General features: G+C 71.0%; 23 protein-coding genes. 22 read left to right on the top strand and 1 reads right to left on the bottom strand.

Going from position 1 to position 24,560, the window contains the following annotated elements:
- The 19 genes from VH969_RS32425 to VH969_RS32335 form a co-directional block, all read left to right on the top strand.
- A partial coding sequence (locus VH969_RS32425) for a succinate--CoA ligase subunit alpha (RefSeq protein ID WP_527249175.1) occupies nucleotides 1-517 on the top strand: 517 nt, incomplete at its 5' end.
- Nucleotides 518-708: 191 nt separating this feature from the next.
- Nucleotides 709-1,383: a DUF5336 domain-containing protein gene (locus VH969_RS32420; RefSeq protein WP_331981392.1), complete on the top strand. Its 675-nt coding sequence runs from the start codon at nucleotides 709-711 to the stop codon at nucleotides 1,381-1,383.
- A gap of 131 nt (nucleotides 1,384-1,514) precedes the next feature.
- Nucleotides 1,515-2,879, top strand: coding sequence for a cell division protein PerM (locus tag VH969_RS32415; RefSeq protein WP_331981389.1), 1,365 nt, complete (start codon nucleotides 1,515-1,517; stop codon nucleotides 2,877-2,879).
- A 654-nt stretch (nucleotides 2,880-3,533) separates the two neighbouring features.
- Complete coding sequence (gene purN, locus VH969_RS32410; RefSeq protein WP_331981386.1) at nucleotides 3,534-4,151, top strand: phosphoribosylglycinamide formyltransferase; 618 nt, start codon at nucleotides 3,534-3,536, stop codon at nucleotides 4,149-4,151.
- A complete protein-coding gene (gene purH / locus VH969_RS32405) occupies nucleotides 4,148-5,722 on the top strand; it encodes a bifunctional phosphoribosylaminoimidazolecarboxamide formyltransferase/IMP cyclohydrolase (protein WP_331981383.1) in 1,575 nt (524 codons plus the stop codon). Before purN ends, purH begins: the two co-directional genes overlap by 4 nt.
- A gap of 266 nt (nucleotides 5,723-5,988) precedes the next feature.
- Nucleotides 5,989-6,963: an ABC transporter ATP-binding protein gene (locus VH969_RS32400; protein WP_331981381.1), complete on the top strand. Its 975-nt coding sequence runs from the start codon at nucleotides 5,989-5,991 to the stop codon at nucleotides 6,961-6,963.
- Nucleotides 6,960-7,724, top strand: coding sequence for an MlaE family ABC transporter permease (locus VH969_RS32395; protein WP_331981378.1), 765 nt, complete (start codon nucleotides 6,960-6,962; stop codon nucleotides 7,722-7,724). Before VH969_RS32400 ends, VH969_RS32395 begins: the two co-directional genes overlap by 4 nt.
- Before the next feature lie 9 nt (nucleotides 7,725-7,733).
- Nucleotides 7,734-8,576, top strand: coding sequence for an MlaE family ABC transporter permease (locus VH969_RS32390; RefSeq protein WP_414638647.1), 843 nt, complete (start codon nucleotides 7,734-7,736; stop codon nucleotides 8,574-8,576).
- Complete coding sequence (locus VH969_RS32385) at nucleotides 8,573-9,838, top strand: MCE family protein (RefSeq protein WP_331981372.1); 1,266 nt, start codon at nucleotides 8,573-8,575, stop codon at nucleotides 9,836-9,838. Before VH969_RS32390 ends, VH969_RS32385 begins: the two co-directional genes overlap by 4 nt.
- Nucleotides 9,835-10,839, top strand: coding sequence for an MCE family protein (locus VH969_RS32380; protein ID WP_331981369.1), 1,005 nt, complete (start codon nucleotides 9,835-9,837; stop codon nucleotides 10,837-10,839). Before VH969_RS32385 ends, VH969_RS32380 begins: the two co-directional genes overlap by 4 nt.
- Nucleotides 10,836-11,828, top strand: coding sequence for an MCE family protein (locus VH969_RS32375; RefSeq protein ID WP_331981366.1), 993 nt, complete (start codon nucleotides 10,836-10,838; stop codon nucleotides 11,826-11,828). Before VH969_RS32380 ends, VH969_RS32375 begins: the two co-directional genes overlap by 4 nt.
- Nucleotides 11,825-12,826, top strand: a complete 1,002-nt coding sequence (locus tag VH969_RS32370; protein WP_331981363.1) for an MCE family protein — start codon at nucleotides 11,825-11,827, stop codon at nucleotides 12,824-12,826. Before VH969_RS32375 ends, VH969_RS32370 begins: the two co-directional genes overlap by 4 nt.
- Nucleotides 12,823-13,866, top strand: coding sequence for an MCE family protein (locus VH969_RS32365; RefSeq protein WP_331981360.1), 1,044 nt, complete (start codon nucleotides 12,823-12,825; stop codon nucleotides 13,864-13,866). The genes VH969_RS32370 and VH969_RS32365 overlap by 4 nt, the downstream gene beginning before the upstream one ends.
- On the top strand, nucleotides 13,866-15,080 hold the full coding sequence (locus tag VH969_RS32360; RefSeq protein WP_331981357.1) for an MlaD family protein: 1,215 nt from the start codon (nucleotides 13,866-13,868) through the stop codon (nucleotides 15,078-15,080). Before VH969_RS32365 ends, VH969_RS32360 begins: the two co-directional genes overlap by 1 nt.
- Complete coding sequence (locus VH969_RS32355) at nucleotides 15,065-15,592, top strand: Rv1363c family protein (protein WP_331981354.1); 528 nt, start codon at nucleotides 15,065-15,067, stop codon at nucleotides 15,590-15,592. The genes VH969_RS32360 and VH969_RS32355 overlap by 16 nt, the downstream gene beginning before the upstream one ends.
- Before the next feature lie 172 nt (nucleotides 15,593-15,764).
- A complete protein-coding gene (locus VH969_RS32350) occupies nucleotides 15,765-16,337 on the top strand; it encodes a hypothetical protein (protein WP_331981351.1) in 573 nt (190 codons plus the stop codon).
- 224 nt (nucleotides 16,338-16,561) lie between these two features.
- Nucleotides 16,562-17,176, top strand: a complete 615-nt coding sequence (locus tag VH969_RS32345) for a hypothetical protein (RefSeq protein WP_331981348.1) — start codon at nucleotides 16,562-16,564, stop codon at nucleotides 17,174-17,176.
- 131 nt (nucleotides 17,177-17,307) lie between these two features.
- Nucleotides 17,308-18,705, top strand: coding sequence for a DUF6801 domain-containing protein (locus VH969_RS32340; RefSeq protein WP_331981345.1), 1,398 nt, complete (start codon nucleotides 17,308-17,310; stop codon nucleotides 18,703-18,705).
- A 20-nt stretch (nucleotides 18,706-18,725) separates the two neighbouring features.
- Entirely contained in the window at nucleotides 18,726-19,667 is a 942-nt protein-coding gene (locus VH969_RS32335) for a hypothetical protein (RefSeq protein ID WP_331981342.1), read from the top strand.
- A gap of 52 nt (nucleotides 19,668-19,719) precedes the next feature.
- Here VH969_RS32335 and VH969_RS32330 read toward each other — a convergent pair whose 3' ends face one another.
- Nucleotides 19,720-20,967: a PucR family transcriptional regulator gene (locus VH969_RS32330; protein ID WP_331981339.1), complete on the bottom strand. Its 1,248-nt coding sequence runs from the start codon at nucleotides 20,965-20,967 to the stop codon at nucleotides 19,720-19,722.
- 272 nt (nucleotides 20,968-21,239) lie between these two features.
- Between VH969_RS32330 and VH969_RS32325 the strand changes: the two genes are divergently transcribed.
- Genes VH969_RS32325 through VH969_RS32315 form a run of 3 tightly spaced genes read left to right on the top strand, consistent with a single transcriptional unit; the run spans nucleotide 21,240 to nucleotide 24,408 of the window.
- The gene (locus VH969_RS32325; RefSeq protein WP_331981336.1) at nucleotides 21,240-21,887 is read left to right on the top strand and encodes a TetR/AcrR family transcriptional regulator; all 648 of its coding nucleotides are present in this window, start codon (nucleotides 21,240-21,242) and stop codon (nucleotides 21,885-21,887) included.
- Complete coding sequence (locus tag VH969_RS32320; RefSeq protein ID WP_331981333.1) at nucleotides 21,884-22,804, top strand: ABC transporter ATP-binding protein; 921 nt, start codon at nucleotides 21,884-21,886, stop codon at nucleotides 22,802-22,804. Before VH969_RS32325 ends, VH969_RS32320 begins: the two co-directional genes overlap by 4 nt.
- Complete coding sequence (locus tag VH969_RS32315; RefSeq protein WP_331981330.1) at nucleotides 22,801-24,408, top strand: ABC transporter permease; 1,608 nt, start codon at nucleotides 22,801-22,803, stop codon at nucleotides 24,406-24,408. Before VH969_RS32320 ends, VH969_RS32315 begins: the two co-directional genes overlap by 4 nt.
- Nucleotides 24,409-24,560: the final 152 nt, after the last annotated feature.

The raw sequence follows: 24,560 nt of genomic DNA, 5'->3' as shown, positions 1-24,560 counted from the left end.
CGTGGGCCCGAACTGCCCGGGCGTCATCAGCCCCGGCAAGTCGAACGCCGGCATCATCCCGGCGGACATCACCGGTCCCGGCCGGATCGGCCTGGTGTCGAAGTCGGGCACGCTGACCTACCAGCTCATGTACGAGCTGCGTGACATCGGCTTCTCGTCCGCGGTCGGCATCGGCGGCGACCCGGTCATCGGCACCACGCACATCGACGCGCTCGCCGCGTTCGAGGCCGACCCGCAGACCGAGGTCATCGTGATGATCGGCGAGATCGGCGGTGACGCGGAGGAGCGCGCGGCGGCCTACATCAAGGAGCACGTGAGCAAGCCGGTCGTCGGCTATGTCGCGGGCTTCACCGCGCCGGAAGGCAAGACCATGGGCCACGCGGGCGCGATCGTGTCCGGCTCGTCAGGCACCGCGCAGGCGAAGAAGGAAGCGCTGGAGACGGCCGGCGTCAAGGTGGGCAAGACTCCGTCGGAGACCGCGGACCTCGCCCGTCAGCTCGTCGCCGCGTCCGCCTGAGGACGCCGACCGGCGGTCAGCACGACCTGGGGCCGGAAGCTGGTGTAGCGTCCGGCCCCAACGGTGGTCCCGACGGGGAACCACCCGCCGGCTCCGGTCGTCGGAGGGGCGCGGGGCGAGCCGGCCTTCCCGGTCGGTTCGGAACCGAGACCGTTTGCAATCGCGTCGAGTGAGCTGAGGAGAGCAACGCGATGACCTACCCAGGCGGAGCACCGGGTGGCTACCCGGGGCAGGGCCCGCAGCAGCCGCTTCAGGGACCGGGCTACGGACCCCCGCCGGGGGGTGGCGGCATGAAGCTCGGCCTGCCGCAGATCATGTACCTCGTCGTCGCCGGTCTCGGTCTGATCAACTTCTTCGTCGGCTTCGCCGACATCTACGACGGCGCCAGCCAGAGCTACTTCGCCGCGCCCACGCCGGTACCGGCGCTGTTCCTGCTCGGCGGGTTGTTCGTGCTGCCGGCGATCCTGCCGGGCGGCGACCGCAAGGCCGGCATCGCGCCCGCGGCGTTCTCCGTCACCGGCATGCTGACCGTCCTCTTCTTCACGTTCTCGACCGACCCCGACCTCGGCGTCGGCTCGATACTGCTGCTGATCTTCGGCATCCTGCAGGGCGCCGCGTCCGTCGTCGCGTACCTGTTCGAGGCCGGGATCATCAAGGCGCCGACCCCGGGTCAGAACCACTACGGGCAGCAGCCGCCCGGGATGTACCCGCCGTCCGGGCAGTTCCCGGCGCAGCAGCCGCCGCCGGGGCAGTACCCGCCGCCGGGTGCGCCCGGGCAGCAGACCACGTTCGCGCCGCAGCAGGGCCAGTTCGGCCAGCCGGGCGGGCACCCCGGTACGCCGCCGGGCGGGTACCCCCAGCAGTAGCCAGACCTCGACGGGGGTGGCGCCGGAGCTCCGGGGCCACCCCCGTTGACGTGCGGTGACACGGTTCACCGATGCGGTCGCGGGCGGCGTGCCTCCACTTGGCGGCGCGGTCCGCGTGCCACAGTGGCCGCATGGCGCCGCCCCTCGACCTCGAAGCCACCGACGCCAGCGTCGACGACGCACCCGTCTCGAAGCTCACCCGGCTCCGGGTTCTCACACTCGCTGCGCTCGGCTCGATCGTCACGGGCTACGCCGCGGTCGCCGCATTGCTTGCGCTGGTCACCGCGATCGCGCCGCTGACGAACTTCTCCACGACGGGTGTCGTCGTCGCCGCCCTGCCGGCCTGGCTGGCCGCCCATCAGGTACCGATCGCGCTCGGCGGGCTGGAGCTCGGCATGCTCCCGCTCCTGCCGACCGTCGCGATGATGCTGATCGCCGCCCGGGCAGCGGCCGGCGCCGCCGAGCGGCTTCGGTTGTCGGGCCCGCGGCAGGCCGGTCAGGCGGTCGGCGCTCTGGCGGTGGCGCACGGCGTGACCGGGATAGCCGTCGCGCTGGCGGTCTCGAGTCCCGAGCTCGCGGTCGACCCGCTTGCGGCGTTCTACTACCCAGCTCTGATCGCCGCGCTGGCCGCGACTGTCGGAGTGATGCGTCCCTGTGGCCTGCGGACGGCGGTCGCGGCGCGGACGGACGCCGTGGCACTGGCCGGCATCCGAGCCGGGGCGGTCGCGGTGGTGTGGCTGCTCGCGGCCGGGGGCGCGCTGCTGTCGATTGCGCTGCTGACGTCCGTGCCGACGGCGAAGGAGCTGTTCGCCGTGTCCGCGCCGGGCATCGGCAACGGACTGGGCATGGCGTTGCTGTCGGTAGGGTTCGTGCCCAATGCGGTGATCGCCGGCGTCGGCTTCCTGGCCGGTCCGGGCTTCTCGATGGGCATCGTGGTCGTGTCGCCGCTGAACTTCACCGGCGGTCCGGTGCCCGGCCTGCCGTTGCTCGCCGCCTTGCCGGAGGAACCGGCAGCCTGGTGGCCGGCCCTGTTGGGGTTGCCGCTGGGTGTTGGCGTGCTGGTCGGCCGCCGACTGAAGAACGTGGCCCCGGAGCCGCTGGCCCGGGTGCGCGCCGCGGCGGTCGCCGCCGGAGTGGTCGCGCTGGTCTTCGTGGTGCTGGCCGGCAGCGGAGGCGGCCGGGTGGGCATGGGCCCATACGACCCGGTAAGCCTCCGTGCGGCGGCGGTGTCGATCGCGCTGGTCGCGTGGATAGGAATCCCGGCCGCGATCATCGCCTGGCTGACCGGCCCTCGCCCTATCGCCGACACGTCACCCGCTCCACGAGACGATCCAACCCGGAATGCTCCCGAAGCAGACGATCTCAACGCAAACGATCCGGAAGCAAACGATCCGGAAGCAAACGATCCCGAGACGGACGATCTGAAATCGGATGATCGAGAAGCGGAAGGTCCGGAAGGAGATCGCAGGAACTCGGACGATCCCACCCGGACCTGATCCGGAAACAAACGATCCGAACCCAGATCGTCTCGAAACAGACGATCCGCAACCCGCCGATCTCGAGCCTCCGATCCCGACCCCGCCGATCCCGAGCCGGCCGATCCCGAGCCGGCCGATCCCCGACCGGCCGATCTCGAACCCAGTGATCCAGAACCTGAAGGTTCCGACCGGATCGTCCCGACTCGAACCGTTCCTAGCGGGCGCGGTCGGAGCGGGCGTCGAGCCCAGGTCGTGTTGCCATGGATCCTCGGCCTGCGGTTCGTTCCAGCACGAATCACACTGCGGAAGGCCGTCTGGCACGGATCGCTCTGGCCGCGGTTCGTCTTGTTGCGGACGGCTTGGTTCTAGACCATCTCGATGCGGATCGTCTCGTAGCAGATGAGTTGGCAACGGATGATGGCGTAGCGGACGATCTCGAACCCGGACCGTCTGGTGGCGGAAGAACGCACCGGATCTCCGCGGTGGTGTCGTCGTGGCGGTCCATTCAACCGCGGGGTCTTGACTCGGCCGGCAGCACGCCGAGTGACGGCAAGGACACGCCGCGGAAGTTGGCCCGCCCGCGGCGGGCCGGGCGAGCGCTTTGCCGACCAGGTCCTAGGCTTCGCATATGCGCGCATCGGGGAGAGTCCGCTGAGCGGGTCGGCCGCCACGGTGAGACCGGATGGACCGGCACGGGTCGTCGTCCTGGTCTCCGGTTCCGGAACCCTCCTGCAGTCCGTCCTCGACGCGAGCGCCGGTCCGGACTACCCCGCCCGCGTGGTCGCGGTCGGCGCGGACCGGCCCGCCATCGAGGGGCTGACACGCGCCGAGCGAGCGGGGCTGCCTACCTTCGTCGCGCGCCTCGCCGACCACCCCGACCGCGACGCCTGGGACAAGGCGCTGACCGAGGCGGTCGCCGCGTACGAGCCGGACCTGGTCGTGTCCGCCGGTTTCATGAAGATCCTCGGCGCGACGTTCCTCGAACGATTCGCCGGCCGGGTCGTGAACACCCATCCCGCGCTGCTGCCGGCCTTCCCCGGCGCGCACGCGGTCGCCGACGCGCTCGCGCACGGCGTGAAGGTCACCGGCTGCACCGTGCACCTGGTCGACGCCGGCGTGGACACCGGCCCGATCGTCGCCCAGCAGGCGGTGACCGTGGCGCCGGACGAGGACGTCGAGACCCTGCACGAGCGCATCAAGGTTGTCGAGCGTCGCCTGCTGGTCGACGTGATCGCGCTGCTGGCCCGCTCGGGCTACACGGTGCACGGACGAAAGGTGAGCATCCCGTGACTGACGACCGGCGCCCGGTTCGCCGGGCCCTCATCGGCGTTTCGGACAAGACCGGCCTGCTGGAGCTCGCCACGGGCCTGCACGCGAACGGCGTGGAGATCGTGTCGACCGGCGGGACCGCGCGGGTGATCGCCGACGCGGGAGTTCCGGTGACTCGGGTCGAGCAGGTGACCGGCTTCCCGGAGTCGCTCGACGGCCGGGTGAAGACGCTGCACCCGCGGGTGCACGCGGGCCTGCTGGCCGACATGCGCAACCCCGACCACGTGGCGCAGCTGGACCTGCTGGGCATCGAGCCCTACGACTTGCTGGTCGTGAACCTGTACCCGTTCGAGCAGGCCGTCGCCTCGGGCGCGGCGCCGGACGAGTGCGTCGAGCAGATCGACATCGGCGGCCCCGCGATGGTCCGCGCGGCCGCGAAGAACCACGGATCCGTTGCCGTGGTCGTCGACCCGGGGCGGTATCACTGGCTGCTCGAGCAGGTCCGCGACGGCGGCTTCACGCTGGCCGACCGGCGCTCCCTCGCCGTCGACGCGTACCGGCACACCGCGTCGTACGACATCGCCGTCGCGTCGTGGATGGGGTCGGTGCTCGCGCCGGAGGAGGGCCAGATCTTCCCGGCATGGGTGGGCGCGAGCTGGGGTCGGCAGGGTGTGCTGCGGTACGGCGAGAACCCGCACCAGCGGGCGGCGCTGTACGTGTCGTCGCACGGCGGCAGCGGCCTCGCGACCGCGGAGCAGCTGCACGGCAAGGAGATGTCGTACAACAACTACGTCGACGCGGACGCCGCGTGGCGGGCGGCGTACGACCACGAGCTGCCGTGCGTCGCGATCATCAAGCACACCAACCCATGTGGCATCGCGGTGTCCACAGTAGACGGTGTGGGTGCCGTCGCGGACGCCCACCGGCGCGCGCACGCGTGCGACCCGCTGAGCGCGTTCGGCGGCGTGATCGCGTCGAACCGCGAGGTGACCGTCGACATGGCCGAGCAGGTCGCGGAGGTCTTCACCGAGGTGATCGTCGCTCCGTCCTATGCGGACGGTGCGGTGGACGTGCTGTCCCGCAAGAAGAACATCCGGATCCTGCTCGCCCCTCCGCCCCACCGCGGCGGCGCGGAGATCCGCCCGGTGTCCGGCGGCCTGCTGATGCAGAGCCGCGACATCATCGACGCCGAGGGCGACGACCCGGCGAAGTGGGCACTCGCCACCGGCTCACCGGTCGACGAGGCGGTGCTCGCCGATCTCGCGTTCGCGTGGCGGACCTGCCGCGCGGTCAAGTCGAACGCCATCGTGCTCGCGTCGGGCGGGGCGACCGTCGGCGTCGGCATGGGCCAGGTCAACCGCGTCGACGCGGCGCGCCTGGCGGTCGAGCGCGCCGGCGACCGGGCGGCCGGCTCCGTCGCGGCGTCCGACGCGTTCTTCCCGTTCCCCGACGGGCCGCAGCTCCTGCTGGACGCGGGCGTGCGGGCGATCGTCCAGCCCGGCGGCTCGGTCCGCGACGCGGAGGTCATCGCCGCGGCGGAGGCCGTCGGCGCGTCGCTGTACCTGACCGGCACGCGCCACTTCGCCCACTGAAGCCGTAACCCCGCAGGCTGCCCGTTCGTTGACCGGGCAGGGATTCTCACATACTGGGGACGGTTTTGCGCACGTTCTGACAAGTTCGCGCCAGAGAATTGTCACGAGAATTCAAGAACTGGCGCATTGTCCGCCGTACCTTGCCTTCCATGAAATGACTTGACTAACCTACTCGGCGGTAATTAACGCCGAAGTTCCATACGATGTGACGAGATTTCCTCGCCACGCCGGAAACGCGGCGCCTCGGGAGCGGCGGAGGTGCGGGTTTGGGAGTCGAGGTCGCTGTCGAGGGGCTGAGCAAGTCCTTCGGGCGCCAGCGGATCTGGCACGATGTCACGCTCACCCTCCCCTCGGGCGAGGTCAGCGTGCTGCTGGGCCCGTCGGGAACCGGCAAGTCCGTCTTCCTGAAATGTCTGATCGGGCTGTTGAAACCGGATTCCGGACATATCGTCATCAACGGCGTGGATCTGGTCGGCTGTTCGGAGCACAAACTCTACGACATTCGGAAGCTCTTCGGTGTGCTATTTCAGGACGGCGCGCTGTTCGGTTCCATGAACCTCTACGACAACATCGCCTTTCCCCTGCGTGAGCACACCAAGAAGTCCGAAGCCGAGATCAAGAGCGTAGTGCTCGAGAAGATGGACATGGTCGGGCTCGGCGGCGCGGAGCGCAAGCTGCCCGGCGAGATCTCCGGCGGCATGCGAAAGCGTGCCGGCCTGGCCCGCGCGCTCGTGCTCGACCCGCAGATCATCCTCGTCGACGAGCCGGACTCGGGGCTCGACCCGGTCCGCACCGCCTACATCTCCCAGCTCCTCGTCGACCTGAACGCGCAGATCGACGCGACGATCCTGATCGTCACGCACAACATCAACGTCGCCCGCACCGTGCCGGACAACATCGGCATGCTCTTCCGCCGCGAACTCGTCATGTTCGGCCCGCGCGAGGTGCTGCTGACCAGCGAGGAACCCGTGGTCAAGCAGTTCCTCAACGGCAGCCGCATCGGGCCGATCGGCATGAGCGAGGAGAAGGACGAGGCCACGATGGCGGCCGAGCGCGCCGCGGGCCTCCAGGAGATCGACGAGATCCGCGGGGTGCCGCCACAGCTCGAACCCACCCCCGGACTGCCGGAACGGCAGGCGGTGCGCCGCCGGATGGACCGCGTGCTGCGGATCCTGCCGTCGCTCCCCATCCCCGCGCAGCGTCACATCATGTCCAGCTACGAGCGCGTGGGCACGCGATGATCGCCGCGGCCCTGCGGCAGACCGGGCAGCTCTACGCGCTCGGCCTCGACGTCGTTCGCGCCACCTTCAAGCGGCCGTTCCAGTTCCGCGAGTTCGTCGGCCAGTTCTGGTTCATCGCCAGCGTCTCGCTGCTGCCGGCCGCCCTCGTGTCGATCCCGTTCGGCGCGGTCATCGCGCTGCACCTCGGCTCGCTGACGACGCAGATCGGCGCGCAGTCGTTCACCGGCGCGGCGAGCGTGCTGGCGATCATCCAGCAGGCGAGCCCCGTGGTGACCGCGCTGCTCATCGCGGGCGCGGGCGGCTCGGCGATGTGCGCGGACCTCGGCGCGCGGACCATCCGCGAGGAGATCGACGCCATGCGGGTCCTCGGCGTCAACCCGGTGCAGCGCCTGATCGTCCCGCGCGTGCTCGCCGCGATGGGCGTCGCCGCGTTCCTGAACGGGCTGGTCAGCGTCGTCGGCGTGCTCGGCGGCTACTTCTTCAACGTGATCATGCAGGGCGGCACACCCGGCGCATACCTCGCGAGCTTCTCCGCGCTGGCGCAGCTGCCGGACCTGTGGATCAGCGAGATCAAGGCCGTGATCTTCGGCTTCGTCGCGGGCGTGGTGGCCGCCTACCGGGGGCTCAACCCCGGCCGCGGCCCGAAGGGCGTCGGCGACGCGGTGAACCAGTCCGTCGTGATCACGTTCCTCCTCCTGTTCCTGCTCAACCTCATCCTCACGACGCTGTACCTGCAGGTCGTGCCGCCGAAGGGGGCATGAGGCGTGACCCTGCTGGAGGAAAGACCCAAGCGGGTCCTCGAGGCCGTCGACCGGCGCTTCACGTTCCTCGACGTCCTCGGCGACCAGATCTTCTTCTTCGTCCGCGCGCTCGTCTGGACCCCGCGCGCTATCCGCCGCTACGGCCGGGAGATCGTGCGGCTGCTCGCCGAGGTCAGCTTCGGCTCCGGCGCGCTCGCCGTCATCGGCGGCACCATCGGCGTGATGGTCGGCATGACCGCGTTCACCGGCACGGTCGTCGGCCTGCAGGGGTACTCCGCGCTCAACCAGGTCGGCACGTCCGCGCTCGCCGGGTTCATCTCCGCCTACTTCAACACCCGCGAGATAGCCCCGCTCGTCGCCGGCATCGCGCTCTCCGCGACCGTCGGCTGCGGGTTCACCGCGCAGCTCGGCGCCATGCGCATCTCCGAGGAGATCGACGCGCTCGAGGTGATGGGCGTGCCGAGCGTGCCCTACCTCGTGACCACCCGTATCGTCGCCGGCTTCCTCGCGATCATCCCGCTGTACGCGATCGGCCTGCTGACGTCCTACATCGCCTCGCGGCAGGTCACCGTCTGGTTCTTCGGCCAGTCCGCCGGCACCTACGACCACTACTTCCACCTGTTCCTCCCGCCGATCGACGTCCTCTACTCGTTCGGCAAGGTCCTCGTGTTCAGCGTGGTCGTGGTGCTCGCGCACTGCTACTACGGCTTCCGCGCCACGGGCGGGCCGGCGGGCGTGGGTGTCGCGGTAGGACGGTCGGTGCGCACGTCGATCGTCGCGATCAACGTGATCGACCTGTTCCTCAGCCTCGCGATCTGGGGCGCCACCACGACCGTGCAGGTGGCGGGATGATCGGGGGCAAGCTGGTCCGGCGCGGCGCGGGGGTGGTGTTCCTCGTGGTGCTGGCGATGCTCGCGTGGCTGGCCGTCCAGGTGTACCAGCAGAAGTTCACCGACGTCGTCCTCGTCACGCTGCGCACCGACCGGATCGGCAACCAGCTGACCGAGTCGTCGGAGGTCAAGGCGCGCGGCGTGGTCGTCGGTGATGTCCGGTCCGTGCGCGCCACCGACCACGGCGCCGCCGTCGAGATCGCCCTGGAGCCGGACAAGGCCGCGCGGATCCCCAAGGACGTCACCGCGCTGCTGATCCCCAAGACGCTCTTCGGCGAGCGCTACGTCCAGCTGTCCATTCCGGACTCCTCCGGCGCGGACCCGATAGGCGCCGGCGACGTGGTCCGCCAGGACCGCTCCCGCAACGCCATCGAGCTGGAGCGCGTGTTCGACGACCTGCTGCCCGTGCTCAAGGCCGTGCAGCCGCAGAAGCTCGCCGCCACGCTCACCGCGATCTCCACCGCGCTGGAGGGCCGGGGCGAGCGGCTCGGTGAGGCCATGGTCGACACGGCCGCCTACCTCGAGGACTTCAACCCGGACGTCCCGCGGCTCACCGCCGACCTGCGCGACCTGGCCCACGTCAGCGACCTGTACTCGGACATCGCGCCCGACCTCCTCGACTCGCTGACCGAGTCCGCGACCACGCTGAACACGGTCGCCGCCGAGCGGGTCCGGCTGACCGACCTTTACGCGCAGGTCACCGCGTCCGCCCAGGACGTCACGATCTTCCTGCGCAACAACCAGGAGAACATCATCGCGCTGGCCGCCCACAGCCGCGCGCCGCTGGAGCTCGCCGCCCGCTACTCGCCCGCCTTCCCCTGCACGCTCAAGGCGCTGACCGACCTGAAGCCCGCGATGGACCGGGTGCTCGGCGCCGGCACGAAGCACCCGGGCCTGCACATCGACGCCACCGTCACGAGGTCGCGCGGCCCGTACCGGCCCGGCGCCGACGACCCGGTGTACGACGCGACCGGCGGCCCGCGCTGCTACCCGAGCGGCGTCGCGCCGACAGTAGGCGCGGTCGCGGTTCCCACGGGTAGCGCCGGCCACCCGCTGCTGCCCGGCTCCACCGGCGACCTCGGGCTCGCGAACTCCCCGCAGGAACAGCAGCTCGTGGCGAGCCTCGCCGGGCCGGCCGCCGGGCTCGCACCCGGCCAGGTGCCCGGTTGGAGCAGCGTGCTCGTCGGTCCGCTCTACCGCGGGACGGAGGTGACGCTGCGATGAGGAAGCTCGCCGGCCCGCTCGTCAAGGCGCTCGTCTTCGTGCTCGTCACGGGGTTCGCCACGGCCGTGCTCGCGATGTCGATCAGCAACACCGGACTCGGCGACATGGCGAGCTACGCCGCCCGCTTCACCGACGTCACCTCCCTCAACCCGGGCGACGACGTGCGCGTGTCCGGCGTGCGGGTCGGCCAGGTCGACGACATGTCCATCGTGGACGGACACGTGGCCAGGGTGACGTTCTCCGTCGACCGGTCCATGACCCTGCCGGCGGACGTCACCGCCACGATCAAGTACCGCAACATGGTCGGCCAGCGCTACATCGCACTCGACCGCGGCCCGACCGCGACCGCCGACCGGCTGCCCGAAGGCGGCGAGATCCCGCTCGACCGCACCACCCCGGCGCTGGACCTGACCGACCTGTTCAACGGGTTCAAGCCGCTCTTCCAGGCGCTCTCGCCGAAGGAGGTCAACGACCTGTCCGGCGAGATCGTGCAGGTGCTGCAGGGTGAGGGCGGCACGGTCGACAGCCTGCTCGCGCACACCGGCTCGCTCACCGCCACGCTCGCCGACCGCGACCGGGTGATCGGCGACGTGATCCACAACCTCAACTCCGTGCTCGGCACGATCAACCGGCAGGGCGATGCGCTGTCCACGTTGGTCGGCACGCTGCAGCGGCTGGTGTCCGGTCTCGCCGGCGACCGGTCGGCGATCGGTGACGCGATCGAGGGCATCGGCGACCTGACCGGAGCGACCGCCGGGCTGCTCGAACAGGGCCGCCCGGCGCTCAAGGACAGCATCACCGGTCTCGGCAGGCTGTCGACGAACCTCAACGCGGGCAAGGCCGACCTCGAGAAGTTCCTCACCTTGCTGCCGGAGAAGTTCAACGCGCTCGGCAGCACCGCGGACTACGGCTCCTGGCTCAACTTCTACCTGTGCGAGGCGGTCCTGAACTCCGACGACCCGGTCGTCTACCGGAGCAAGGCGGGGAGGTGCACGGCATGAAGTCCTTCGCCGAACGCAGTCCCGTGCTGCTCGGCGGCATCGGCACGGCGGTGCTGGCCGCGGTCGCCGCGCTCGTGTTCTTCTACCAGGACATCCCGCTGATCGGCGGTGGCACCACCTACCAGGCCGAGTTCAGCGAGGCCGCGGGCCTGCGGCCGGACGACGAGGTCCGGGTGGCCGGCATCAAGGTCGGCGAGGTCACCGACGTCGAGCTGGCCGAGGACCGCGTCCTGGTGAGCTTCCGCGTCGGCGACGCGTGGCTCGGCGACGCCACGACCGCGGCGATCAAGCTGAAGACGTTGCTGGGTCGCAAGTTCCTCGCGCTGTTCCCGACCGGCCGGACCACGCTGGACCCGGACCGGCCGATCCCGCTGGACCGCACGGCCACCCCGTACGACGTGACGACCGCGTTCGAGGGCCTCGCGGACACCGTCGGCTCGATCGACACCGCACGGCTCGCGCAGAGCTTCCGGACGATCTCCGACACGTTCGCCGACTCCCCGGAGCACGTGCGCACCGCGCTCGACGGCCTCACGTCGCTGTCGAAGACGATCTCCTCGCGCGACGCCCAGCTCGCCGAGCTGCTCGACAACACGCGGACGATCACGCGCACGCTGTCGGGCACCAACGACGAGTTCGACAAGCTCCTCGACGACGGCGACCTGCTGCTGACCGAGCTCACCAACCGCCGCGAGGCCATCCACGACCTGCTCACCGGCACCACCGACCTCGCGGGCCAGCTCTCCGGTCTGGTCGCCGACAACCAGCGGCGGCTCGCCCCGGCACTGTCTCAACTGGACTCCGTGACCGGGATTCTGCAGCGCTACACCGCCAACATCGACCGGAGCATCAAGCTCGCCGGCCCGTACTTCCGGCTCGTGAACAACGCCACCGGTTCCGGGCACTGGATCGACAACTACATCTGCGGCCTGGTCGAGCAGAACCGCGAGCCGTGCGTGCCGCCCCGTATTCCGGCGGGTGCCAGATGAGGCGGGTCGGTGTCGTCGCCGCGGTGCTGGTCGTGGTCACCGCCGGTGCGCTGTGGTGGATCTTCGGCGGTGACGGCGACAAGCGGATCACCGCGTACTTCGCCCGCGCGGTCGGCGTCTACGCGGGCTCGGACGTGCAGGTCCTCGGCGTGCGCGTCGGCACGGTCGAGTCGGTGACCCCGCGCGGCAGCCGGGTCGAGGTCGTGTTCACGCTCGACCGCGACGTCAAGGTCGCCGCGGACACGAACGCCGTGGTGGTCGCGCCGAGCGTGGTTTCCGACCGGTACGTCCAGCTCACCGGCCTCGCACGCGGGGGCCCGCGGCTTCCCGACGGCGCGGTGATCCCGGAGTCGCGCACGGCCACCCCGGTCGAGCTCGACGAGCTGTACGCGAGCCTCGACACGCTGGTCACCGCCCTCGGCCCGGACGGCGCGAACTCGAAGGGCGCCCTCTCGGAGCTGCTCGACACCGGCGCGGACAACCTGCGCGGCAACGGCAAGGCACTCAACGACACCGTGCGCAACTTCGCCAAGGCCGCGCGCACGCTGTCCGGCTCGGCCGGCGACCTCTTCGCCACGGTAGACGAGCTGCAGAGCTTCACCAGCATGCTCGCGGGCAACGACCAGCAGGTGCGCCGCGTGAACGACCAGCTCGACCAGGTGTGGCGCACGCTCGCCGCGGACCGCGACGAGCTGTCGACCGCGCTGCGCACGCTCGCCGGCGCGCTGGCCGACATCCAGGGCTTCATCAAGGACAACCGCGCCGCCATCAAGTCCAATGTGGACAAGCTGGCCCGGACCACGCAGCTCCTCGTCGACCACCGCGCGTCGGCCGCGGAGGCGCTGGACGTCGCGCCACTCGCGGTGACCAACGTGGTCGACGGGTTCGATCCCGGCTCGGGAACCCTCCAGGGCCGGACGGACATCCTCGAGTACATCAAGGACCTGCCGCCGCTGCCGGTGCCGCTGACCGGCATGACCGCCGGAGGGCACCGATGATCCGCCGCGTACTCGCCGCCCTCGCCGTCGCGGTGCTCGCCGCCGGCTGCTCGGCCGTCGGCAGCAACGGCATCTACGACATGCCGCTGCCCGGCGGCGCGGACCTCGGCGACCACCCGTACCGGGTCACCGTCCAGTTCGCCGACGTGCTCGACCTCGTGCCGCAGGCCGCGGTGAAGGTCGACGACGTGGTCGTCGGGCGGGTCGAGTCGATCGGGCTCGGCGGCGCGGACGGGTGGACCGCGCAGGTCAAGGTGGCCGTGAACGGCGATGTGGACCTGCCGGCCGACGCGGTGGCGAGCCTGCGCCAGTCGAGCCTGCTCGGCGAGAAGTTCGTCGAGCTGGCCGCGCCGCCGGACTCGACCGCGCGGGACCGGCTCGCGGACGGCGCGGTGATCACCGCCGACCGCACGAACCGGCACACCGAGGTCGAGGAGGTGTTCGGCGCGCTGTCGCTGCTGCTCAACGGCGGCGGGGTCAGCCAGCTCAAGACGATCAACCGCGAGCTCGCCGACGTGCTCACCGGCAACGAGCCGCAGATCCGCGCTTTCTTGTCCAATGTAGACCAGCTGGTCACGAACCTGGACCGGCACCGCGGTGACATCACCGCCGCCCTGGACGGGGTCAACCGGCTCGCCGCGACGCTCGCCGGACGCCAGCACCAGATCAAGGGCGCGCTCACCGACCTCACGCCGGGACTGCGCGCGCTGACCGAGCAGCGCAGCGCGCTCGTCACCATGCTGCAGTCGCTCGACACGCTGTCCGACGTCGCCGTCGACACGATCAACCGCGGCCGCGACGACATGGTCGCGGACCTCAAGGCGATCGCACCGGTGCTGAACCGGCTCGCCGACGCGGGCCAGAACCTGCCGCGGGCGCTGGAGATCCTGCCGACCTTCCCGTTCACCGACCCGGTGCTCGACGCGGTGAAGGGCGACTTCCTCAACGTGTTCCTCGACATCGACCCGCCGGCGAATTTCCCCGACCCGCTGCCGCCGCTGCCGTTGCCGCCGTCCGGCCAGACCACCGGGGGTCGCTGATGCTCACGCGTACGGTCCGCGTCCAGGTGTTCGCGTTCGTCGTGCTGTCGCTGACCGCGGTGGCGTTCGTCGGCGCCAACTACGCCGGCCTGGACCGGCTGGTCGGCAACGACGAGTACACCGTGCGGCTGCAGCTCGACGACGGCGGTGGCATCTTCACCAACAGCGAGGTGACCTACCGGGGCGTGGCCGTCGGCCGGGTGGGGGAGCTGCGGCTGACCGACGACGGCATGGAGGCCGACCTCGTCATCTCCGACGACGCGCCGCGCATCCCCGCCGACGCCCGGGCCGTGGTCGCCAACCGGTCGGCGATCGGCGAGCAGTACGTCGACCTGCAACCTCGCGGCGAGGACGGTCCGTTCCTGGCCGACGGTGCGGTGCTCCCGCGGTCGGCCGCGACTGTGCCGCCGCCGGTGACCGGCCTGCTGAGCGACCTGTCCGCGTTCGACCGCTCCGTGCCGACCGAGTCGCTGCGCACGGTCGTCGACGAGCTGTACGCGGCCACCCGCGACTCCGGCGACGACCTGCAGGTGCTGCTCGACTCGTCGATCTCGTTCACCGAGACCGCGGCCCGGCACCTGCCGCAGACCGCGACGCTGATCGACGACGGCTCGGTCGTGCTGCGTACCCAGCTCGACTCGTCCGCGGCGTGGCGCTCGTTCTCCCGCAACGCCAAGCTGTTCGCGACCGAGCTCGCCGACTCCGACGGCGACCTGCGCGAGCTGATCGGCGCCGCACCCGCCGCGGCGACGCAGCTGTCCCGGCTGCTGTCGGACACCAACCCCGGCCTGTCGGTGCTGCTCGCGAACCTGCTGACCACGGCGGACCTCTTCGACGCGCGCACGGCCGGGCTGGAGCAGCTGCTCGTGATGACGCCCAAGGCGGTCGCCGCGACGTCGACCTCGATCACGCCGGACGGCGGCAACCTGTCGGTCGCGCTGACGTTCTACCAGCCGCTGCCGTGCGTCGCGGGCTACGAGTCGACCGTCTACCACCAGGGCGAGGACGTCACGCCGGGCCTGTTCAACACCAAGGCGCGCTGCACGCTGCCCAAGGGCGACCCCCGGCTGGTGCGTGGCTCGCAGCACGCGCCCTCCGGCGGGGTGCCGGCCGCGGCGATCCCGGGCGGCGGCGTCCACCTGCCCGGCCCGCTCGGCGTACCCGATCTGCCCGTCGCCGGGAACCTGGAGGAGCTGCTGTGGCTGCGGAGGTGAGAGCGCACGGCCCGTGGCCATTGCGGATCGCGGTCGCGCTCGTCGTGGTGTCGCTGGCGTTCGCCGGCTGGGCGGGTTGGACGTGGTGGCGGACCGGCGCCGACGAGTCGCTCGGGTACGCGCAGGCACGCGACGACGTGCTGGCGGCCGGCCGCGCGCACGTGACCCTGCTGACCTCGCTCGACACATCCGATGTGGACGCCGGGATCGACCGGTGGCTGACCGTGTCGACCGGGGCGCTGCGCGACGAGCTCGCGTCGACCGACGCGAAGACGCGCAAGACGTTGCACGACGGCGGAACCGTGGCGACCGGGCGGGTGCTCGACGCCGCGGTGAGCGAGCTCGACACCCGCTCCGGCACGGCGAAGCTGCTGGTGTCGGTGGAGATCGCCACGTCGGTGCGGGGTGGTAAGCCGGCGACCAAGCGGAACCGGTTCGTCGCCGCGCTCACCCGTACCGACCGCGGCTGGTTGCTGTCCGCCCTCGACCAGGTGCCGCTCGGCGCGCAGTGAAGGGAGCCGACATGACTTCCCTGGTGTCTACCTCAAGATCACATCGGGCTGCCGCCTTCTCGACCGCACCTCAGGGGAACGTGATGCAAACCAGCCACAAGTACGTGACCAAACGGGTCCTTTCGTTCCCTGACGCGACCACAAGGGTTGATTCCGGGGAGGCGGACCAGACATGACCGCTCAGGTCGAGGACGTCGAGGTCGAGGTGCCGGACCCGGAGGTGCGGCCACGCACGTGGTACGGCTTCCGGCCGCTCGTGGTCGTGCTGGTCGCGGTGGCCGTGGTGCTGACCGGGGTGGGCGGCTGGTTCCTGGTCCGTGCCGACGCCCTGCGCGACGCACCGGCCGCGAGCAACGCGGCGCTCGTGGACACCGGCCGCACGGCCGAGGTCAGCGCGGCCGTCACGACCGCGCTCAACCGGATCTTCTCCTACTCCTACGACCGGACCGACGTCACCGAGCGCGCCGCCGACGACGTGCTGCGCGGCGCCGCCCGCGACACCTACGACAAGCTCTTCGCCCAGGTCCGCGAGCTCGCGCCGAGCCAGAAGCTCGTGCTCACCACGCGGGTCGTCGACGCCGCCGTGCAGGACCTCGGCACCGACAGCGCGCGGCTGCTCGTCTTCCTCGACCAGTCGGCGACGCGGGCCGACAAGGACGCGAGCAGCGCGGCCGCGGCGCAGCTGTCGGTCACCGCACGGCTCGAGCGCGGCCGGTGGGTCATCACGGGAATGGAGCCGCGATGACTTTCTGTCCACCGGTGACAAAACCGGTTCCCGCAATTGTCCACCAAAGCAGTTTCCGGGAGGTGACGACGTACTTTTCTGTTACCTGATTGTGGTCCCTGTTACCCACAGGTAACGTGGTTTATCGAGGGCCTTCCCGCCTCGACACACCCGGGAATACGACATTCGATTTCGTCGAATGCGGATTCCGTGTGTGCAACTCGGAGAAAGGAAGAGATCGGACAATGCACAAGCGTATCGCAGGAATGCTCGCGGTCGGCATCACGGCGCTTTCCGCGGTGGTCGCCGCGGCCACGCCTGCCGCGGCGGCACCGCCGTGGACCATCAGTCCCGGCGGCCCGACGAACGGTACGGCCGGCGTCACGAACCTCGTCGTGCACGACCCTGTCAACGGCGACATCACCCTGACCTGCGACACCTCCACGGTGGCGGTGGACCTGGAGTCGGGCACGAGCGCCGACAACCAGCTCGCGACGATCCCGGAGACGCCCGGCATCCAGTTCAACGGCTGCCTGCTGGCCGGGTTCATCCAGTTCGAGGTGACCCAGGTCGGAACATGGACGCTCAACGGCGCCACCTTCGATTCCGGAGTCACGAACGGAAGCATCGACAATATTACGGCGGACATCGCCGGACCGGGTTGCGACGCGACCGTATCCGGCTCCGTGGGCGCGCAATACTCGAACAGCGCCGCCACGCTCTCGGTGGTCCCCGAGCCGACATTGACCGTCACGCGGGTCGACGAGCTCAACAACTGCTCGGACCTGATTCACGAGAACGCCACCGCACAGTTCGACGGCAGCTACACGGTCAGCCCGGCACAGACGATCACCGGCTGACTCACGGATGACCGCGGGCCCGCCCGGCCGCCGGGCGGGCCCCTGGGCCGGTAGCGAGGGAGGATGACGATGCGCGGACGAGTCCGTGCTCCGCTCGCCTCCACAGACCATCACCCATGAGGGGAGCACGCATGAGGCGCGCGGTGTTGCCGGTGCTCGTCGGCGCCGGGCTGGCCGCCTTCGTGCCGGCCGCACCGGCCCCGGCCGACCAGCCGGACGTCACACACGTCGACCGCACCCTCGCCTACCGGTGCGCGTTCCCGGGCGGCGAGCGGCCGGTGGACCTCCGCGTCGTCGTCGACGTTCCCCGCGCCGCCGTCGTCGGTACGCCGGTGCGGCCGGGCGCCCCGGCGGCGACCGTGTCCATCGCCCAGCCCGCGCTGGCCGACCTGACCGGCATCGGCGCGGTCTCGATCGGCGCCGTCGTGCGGCTCGACACGACGATCACCCAGGGCACCTCCGTGGCCACGGCCACCTGGTCCGGGGCCTGGCCGGAGCCGGTCCCCATCCCGGCGGACGACTCCGCGCTCGCCCTGGACGTGCCGCTCGAGACCCCGGCCCCGATCGTCACCGGCACCGCCGGGGACGTCGAGATCGGCGCCGCCGGGCTGAGCGCCGTGCTCACCGGCTACACCGCCGACGGTGCGGTGACCGAGCCGCCGGCCGTCGAGCTGAGCTGCGCGCTCGCGCCCGACCAGGCGACCTCCCTCGCCACGATCGCGGTGTCCGATGTGGAGGAACCGACTCCCGGTGCGACCGCCCCGCCCGGGGCCGTCGTCGTGGGGCCGAAAGCCACCGGGGCTCCGGCCGCGCCCGGCGCGAAGGTCGTGGAGATACCCGAGGACTGCGAGGAGATCGACCCGCCGAAGCCGGCCAACTCCCGGTACTGCGCCTACGTGACCGGCTACGCGAACGTCGCCAAGCTCGATGCCGCTGTGCTGCAGCCAGCGGGCATCGTCAACATCGGCCCCACGAACTTCTCGCCGGCCACCTGTGATCCGCCGACGCCGCCGATCCTGTGCCAGCAGGCCAACCTGCTTCCGAACCTCCACGGCGAGCCGGTGCTGCCGGAGGTGGGCTCGTCGTTCCTGCCGTTCGGTTTCGTGCCGACGACGGCGAAGATGCAGCTGACCCAGATCGGGCTCGGGTTCGCCGACATCCGGCTGCACCCGAGGGATCCGACGTTCAGCAACGCGACGGTCTCCGGTGCCTTCGTCGCGCGGATCTACGACGCGGAAGTCGACGGGGTGCCGCTCGACCTCGGACCGAACTGCCGGACCGCGACCCCCATCGAGGTGAAGGTGTTCGGCAAACCGCCGAAGTACCTGCTCACCGGCGGCGGGCCGCTGAGCGGCACGGTCACGATCCCGCCGTTCACCGGCTGCGGGGTCACCGAGGATCTCGATCCGCTGATCACCGGCATGGTTTCCGGGCCCGACAACTTCGTCAAGCTGACCCAGGGCTCGATCTGCACGATCAACGGCAACCACTTCGGCTGCCCGCCCGAGGTGCCCACACCGCAAACCTGAGCAGGACGGAAGGAGTCTCGATGATCGGATTACGGCGGTTCCGCAGACAGCTGGTCACCGGCATGGCGGTGGTCGTGCTCGGGACCGGTACCGCGCTCGCCACCCCCGCCGCCGCGACCGCCGACCCGCTCGCCGGCGAGTGGGCCGCCCTGAGCGGGTGCCCGGTGGACGACCCGGCCATGCTCGCCGCGGACGGCGCGAGCGTCGTCGCGGCGTGCCTCGGCGGCGGCTCGCCCGGTGGCACGATCACGATGGGCGGCACCACGATGCCGGTCGGCAAGGTCGACCTGTCGTTCGGCATGCTGAACCAGGGCGGCACGTACTCGCTCGTGCTGCCGGCCAACGGCGGCCTGTCCGGCGACCCGATCGTCGTTCCCGGCGGCCTGCTCGGGCTGATGTGCCCGAGCGACATCCCGGTGATCTCCGAGATCTGCGACGCGGTCGTCGGCAGCCCGTTGAACACCGTGACCGCGACGCTGGAGCCGGCGGGGCCGGTGACGGACTTCGACCTCGCCGCGGCCGTCACCACGGGCCGGCCGATCATGACGCTGCCGGTGAAGATCCACCTGCAGAACCCGTTCCTGGACCGGAACTGCTACATCGGCGCCGGCAGCGACCCGATGGTGCTGAAGGTGGCCAACCAGTCGCAGCCGGCCGTGCGGCTCATGCGCTACGACGCCGACGGCACGCCGAACCCGGCGGGCGAGATGAACAACACCGTGCTGTCCGGCGCGGCCGTGGCCGACCGCACGTTCGCCGTACCGAAGGCCCGCAACTGCGGGCTGTTCGGGCTCATCGACTCCGTCGTGAACGCGCGGCAGGGCCTGCCCTCACCGGCCGGGTCGAACAGCCTCGTGCTCGACGGCACCGGGTTCACCCTCGGCGGCTTCGCCAACCCGCGGGCGTACGTGCCGACCCAGGGCCGGCAGTTGGCCGACCGCTGGCACGCGGCCGGGGCGTAGACCGCCGGTTCCCGACGACGCCTTCGCCGTACCCGACGCGGTGAAGGCGTCGTCACCGCCGTTCGCGTTGTGCCGGGAGCACGACATCCGACGTGGTACGGCGTTTCATCGCCCGGCCGGCCGGCGTCGCCCGCAACACCAGCTCCAGCTCGAAGCGGCGCAGCGGATCGTGCAGCGCCTCGCCGAGCGTCTGCTCCAGCTGCCGCATCCGGTATCGCACCGTCTGCGGATGCACGCCGAGCTGCCCGGCCATGTCCGGCACGCTGGCCTGCGTGTCCAGCCACGCCCGCAACGTCTCCAGCATCCGCTCCCGCTGCTTTGCGGTCAGCCCCCGCAGCGGCGCGAGCAACCGCTCCCGCAGCGTCGCCAGCAGCCGGTCGTCGGCGTGCACGAGCACAGTGGACAGATACCGGTCGCCGCGGATGACCAGCCCGTCCGCGATCACGCCGTGCTGCGCGAGCGTCAGCGCCTTGCGCGCCCACCGCAGCGCGTGCGTCGCCGCGTCCAGCCGCACCGACGGGCCGACCGAGATCCGGCACTGCGGCAGCGCCACGCGAATCCGTTCCAGCCGCGCGTCGGTCACGTCGCCCGGCACGAGCAGCCGCGGCTCGAGCCCGTCGAGATCGGCGAGCACGTCCGGGTCGAGGGTCGGCTTGCGCTGGTTGTGTCCCGAGCCGGGCAGCGCCTGCACCGCGACCGGCGACACCTTCTCCGGCACCGCCCAGCCGATCAGCTGCGCCAGCTCACCGATCGCCGCGGCCGGCGCCGGTGGCGTCTGCAGGATCATCCCGAGCAGCCGGCGGCGCCACGTCTCGAGCGCACCCGCGGACGTGGCCTTCGCCTCGAGGTAGCCGTCCAGCGCGATCGACGCGAGCTTGTCCATGTACGCGAACACCGCGTCGGCGAGCTGCGACATCACCGTCGACGACAGCCCGTTCCGCTTGCCCACGCGCATGATCCGCCGCCACGACACCCGCGCGCCGACGCGGTACGCCGCCTGCAGCTCGTCGAGGCTGCGGCCCTCGCGCATCTCGTTCTGGCCGAGCTTGTGGTGCACCTCGTAGCACTTCTGCGCCGACGTCTCCGGGTCGGCGATCTGCTCGATGAACAGGCTCGTCGCGTGCTGCACCCCGGCGCGGATGGACTTGCCGTACGGGCCGTCGAGCGGGCGCGCGTACGCGGGGATCTTGGCGCGGATCTCGTCGACGATCTCGGTCGCGAGGCTGGCGAGCTCGGGGCGCAGGATGTCGGCGAGGCGCCGTGGCAGGACACTTCCGTCCAGCCGGGTCTCGACCGTCATGTGCACAACTCCTCGCCGCCACCACGCGCCGTAGAGGGGTGGCATTCGGCTTATCGGATCGTGAGCCGCAAATGTGTCACCAGAACGCAACAAACTGACACCTTGCTCATCTTGTGACAAGTTCACCAACCGGATTCGTGCGCAGGTGAGTACATCGGCCAAGGATCGGCCGGGTCGATGCGCTCGGCCGCTGCTCACCTATGCAGCGTCCTACACGTGCGTGTAGTCTCCTAGTCGTTCGAGTAGTCAGCTACACGACGGGACAGGAGCACATGGCGACCGCACCGGACCCCGAGGACCTCACCGCCCGCGCCCGCATCCGCGACGCGGCCATGCGGCACTTCGCGGAGCACGGCTTCGAGCGGGCCACGATCCGTGGCATCGCCGAGACGGCAGGCGTCTCGTCCGGGCTGGTGCGCCATCACTTCGGCTCGAAGCAGGCGCTGCGCGATGCCTGTGACGAGTGGCTCGTGCGGACGATCCGGCGGCTCAACGACCAGGCCGTGGCGGACATGCGAGCCGGCGAGATCAGCAACTACGTCGCCGCCGCCCGGTCGTCGATGCTGCCCCATTCGCGATACCTCACCCGGTCGCTGGCCGAGGGGGGCGCGGGCGTGCTGTTCGACGAGATGGTCGGGATGACGGAGCAATGGCTCGCCGACTACGTGAAGGCGAACCCGGAGGCGTCCGAGGTGAACGTCCGGCACTGGGCGGCGGTGATCACCGCGATGGCGCTCGGCGTCCCCATCCTCTTCCCGCACCTGTCGCGCGCGATGGGCGTCGACCTCACCACGTCCGAGGGCGACCTGGCGCTGTCCGAGACCTTGCTGCACGCCTACTCGAACCCGCTGCTCACCCGGCAGGAGGCCGCGAAGCTGCGGGCCGGGTTGGCGAAACAAGAAAGGGGAGAACCACGATGACCGGCATCATTACCGACGCCATCTCGGCGGCCGGACTGGTCAAGACGTTCGGCCCGACGCGTGCGCTGGACGGCCTCGACCTGGCCGTCCGCACCGGCGAGGTGCACGGCTTCCTCGGCCCGAACGGCGCGGGGAAGTCCACGACGATCCGGATCCTGCTCGGCCTGATGCGCGCCGACGCCGGCACCGTACGGCTGCTGGACGGCGACCCGTGGGGCGGTGCGACCGAGCTGCATCGCAGGCTCGCGTACGTGCCCGGGGACGTCACGCTCTGGCCCAACCTGACCGGCGGCGAGGTGATCGACCTGCTCGGCCGGCTGCGCGGCGGGCTCGACCGCAAGCGCCGCGACCACCTGCTCGAACGCTTCGACCTCGACCCGCGCAAGAAGGGCCGCAGCTACTCCAAGGGCAACCGGCAGAAGGTCGCGCTCGTCGCCGCCCTCGCGTCCGATGTGGAGCTGCTGCTGCTCGACGAGCCGACGTCGGGCCTGGACCCGTTGATGGAGGAGGTCTTCCGCGAGGAGATCCGCGAGGAGAAGCGCCGCGGCGACCGCACGGTGCTGCTCTCCAGCCACATCCTCGCCGAGGTCGAGGCGCTCTGCGACCGGCTCACGATCATCCGCGACGGTCGCGCCGTGGAGACCGGCACGCTCGCCGACCTGCGCCACCTCACCCGCACGAACATCCAGGCCGAGCTCGCGCGCCCGGTCGCGGGCCTGGCCGACCTGCCCGGCGTGCACGACCTGAAGGACGACGGGACGCGGATCAAGCTCGACGTCGACACCGACTCGCTGGACGCGGTCCTGCACCGCCTGACCGAAGCCGGCGTGCGCAGCCTCGTGAGCCAGCCGCCGACGCTCGAGGAGCTGTTCCTCCGCCACTACGACCGTGGCACGGCGCTGGAGGCCGTGCGATGACCACCCTGACCGGCACCGGAAAGCTGGTCCGGCTCATCCTTCGGCGTGACCGCGTCATCATGCCGCTGTGGGTGCTGTTCCTCGGCCTCATCCCGCTGTCCTACGTGACCGCGATCGACGAGCTGTTCCCGGACGCCGCCGGCCGCCTGCGGTACGCCACGACCAGCGCGAACAACGCGGGCTTCGTGGCGCTGTACGGCGGGCTGCACGGCTCCGGGCTCGGCGAGCTCGTCGCATGGCGCGCCGGTTTCCTGCCCGTGATCATCGGGATCGTCAGCATCCTCACGGTCATCCGGCACACCCGGACCGAGGAGGACACCGGCCGCCGCGAGCTGCTCGGTTCCACGGTCGTCGGCCGCCACGCGCCGCTCGCGGCCGCCCTGGTCGCGACGTTCGGCGCCAACCTGGTGATGGGCCTGATCCTCGCCGGCGGCATGGCCGGCCAGGACATGCCGGGTGCGGGCTCGGTGGCGTTCGGGCTCGAGATGGCCGCCTCCGGCTGGATCTTCGCCGCGGTCGGCGCGGTGGCCGCGCAGCTGGCGGGTGCCGCGGGCAACGCGCGCGGGATCGCGATCACCACGCTCGGCGTGACCTACGTGCTGCGCATCGTCGGCGACATCAGCGCCATGTCCGACGGGCCGCTGGCCTGGCTGACCTGGCTCTCGCCGATCGGCTGGGTGCAGCGGATCCGCCCGTACGGCGAGAACGCGTGGTGGCCGGCGCTGCTCGTGGTGGTCGTGAGCGCGCTGCTCGCATACGTGGCGATCGCCCTGTCCGCACGGCGCGACGTCGGCGCCGGTCTGCTGCCGCCCCGGCCGGGTCCGGCGTCGGCGTCGGCCGCGCTGTCCTCGCCGTTCGGGCTCGCGTGGCGGCTGCACCGCAGCCTGCTCGCCGGCTGGGTGGGCGGGTTCGTGGCGCTGGGCATCGTCCTGGGCTACCTCGCCGAGGGCGTCGGGGACCTCGTCGGCGACAACCAGGAGCTCCGCGACGTGTTCGCCCGCATGGGCGGCGCGACCGGGTTGATCAACAGCTACCTGGCCAGCATTCTCGGGCTGTTCGGGCTGATCGCAGGCGCCTACGCGATCCAGGCGATGTTGCGGGCACGCAACGAGGAGGTGAGCGGCCGAGCCGAGCCCGTCCTGGCGACGGCGGTCGGCCGCCTGCGCTGGATCGGCAGCCACCTGCTGTTCTCGCTGCTCGGCCCGGCGGTGACGCTGGCCGCGGCAGGCGTCGCGATGGGCCTGACGCACGGCCTGAACGTCCGCGACGTCGGCGGCGAGCTGCCCCGGCTGCTGGGCGGCGCGATGGTGCAGCTGCCCGCCGTGTGGGTGCTCTCGGCGGTCACCGTCCTGCTGTTCGGCGTGCTGCCGCGGCTGGCGGCGGTGGCGTGGGCGGCGCTCACGGTGTGCCTGCTGATCGGGCTGGTCGGCCCGGCATTGCAGCTCGACCAGTGGGTGCTGGACATCTCGCCGTTCACCCACATTCCGCGGGTTCCCGGCGCGGACGTCACGGCGACGCCGCTCGTGTGGCTGCTCGCGGTCGCCGTGGTGGTCGGGGTCGCCGGCCTGGCCGGGTTCCGCAGGAGGGATGTCCCGGTCGCCTGAGCTCGCGGAGCGACGTGTGCCCGCCGGTACTTTTGCCGGCGGGCACACCCCGGCGGGCCGCCGCCGTGCCGACCGCCGGCTGCCGGGTCAGTGCCGAAGGCTCGGCTGTTCCTGCCCCCGCTTCTCTGGTACTATCGAACAGGCGTTCGAGT

It is taken from the genome of Actinophytocola sp. (genome assembly GCF_036555685.1).
In the GTDB taxonomy this organism is placed as follows: domain Bacteria; phylum Actinomycetota; class Actinomycetes; order Mycobacteriales; family Pseudonocardiaceae; genus Actinophytocola.
The sequence above is the reverse complement of the archived record's forward strand: the minus strand, read 5'-3'. Positions and strand labels throughout refer to the sequence as shown.

Coding starts and splice junctions, on each gene's coding strand:
- VH969_RS32380 (WP_331981369.1), top strand. CDS start 9,835: ATGAGGAAGCTCGCCGGCCCGCTCGTCAAGGCGCTCGTCTTCGTGCTC.
- VH969_RS32360 (WP_331981357.1), top strand. CDS start 13,866: ATGCTCACGCGTACGGTCCGCGTCCAGGTGTTCGCGTTCGTCGTGCTG.
- VH969_RS32420 (WP_331981392.1), top strand. CDS start 709: ATGACCTACCCAGGCGGAGCACCGGGTGGCTACCCGGGGCAGGGCCCG.
- VH969_RS32330 (WP_331981339.1), bottom strand. CDS start 20,967: ATGACGGTCGAGACCCGGCTGGACGGAAGTGTCCTGCCACGGCGCCTC.
- VH969_RS32415 (WP_331981389.1), top strand. CDS start 1,515: ATGGCGCCGCCCCTCGACCTCGAAGCCACCGACGCCAGCGTCGACGAC.
- VH969_RS32320 (WP_331981333.1), top strand. CDS start 21,884: ATGACCGGCATCATTACCGACGCCATCTCGGCGGCCGGACTGGTCAAG.
- VH969_RS32370 (WP_331981363.1), top strand. CDS start 11,825: ATGAGGCGGGTCGGTGTCGTCGCCGCGGTGCTGGTCGTGGTCACCGCC.
- VH969_RS32340 (WP_331981345.1), top strand. CDS start 17,308: ATGAGGCGCGCGGTGTTGCCGGTGCTCGTCGGCGCCGGGCTGGCCGCC.
- VH969_RS32395 (WP_331981378.1), top strand. CDS start 6,960: ATGATCGCCGCGGCCCTGCGGCAGACCGGGCAGCTCTACGCGCTCGGC.
- VH969_RS32345 (WP_331981348.1), top strand. CDS start 16,562: ATGCACAAGCGTATCGCAGGAATGCTCGCGGTCGGCATCACGGCGCTT.
- VH969_RS32375 (WP_331981366.1), top strand. CDS start 10,836: ATGAAGTCCTTCGCCGAACGCAGTCCCGTGCTGCTCGGCGGCATCGGC.
- VH969_RS32350 (WP_331981351.1), top strand. CDS start 15,765: ATGACCGCTCAGGTCGAGGACGTCGAGGTCGAGGTGCCGGACCCGGAG.
- VH969_RS32385 (WP_331981372.1), top strand. CDS start 8,573: ATGATCGGGGGCAAGCTGGTCCGGCGCGGCGCGGGGGTGGTGTTCCTC.
- VH969_RS32325 (WP_331981336.1), top strand. CDS start 21,240: ATGGCGACCGCACCGGACCCCGAGGACCTCACCGCCCGCGCCCGCATC.
- VH969_RS32365 (WP_331981360.1), top strand. CDS start 12,823: ATGATCCGCCGCGTACTCGCCGCCCTCGCCGTCGCGGTGCTCGCCGCC.
- VH969_RS32335 (WP_331981342.1), top strand. CDS start 18,726: ATGATCGGATTACGGCGGTTCCGCAGACAGCTGGTCACCGGCATGGCG.
- VH969_RS32315 (WP_331981330.1), top strand. CDS start 22,801: ATGACCACCCTGACCGGCACCGGAAAGCTGGTCCGGCTCATCCTTCGG.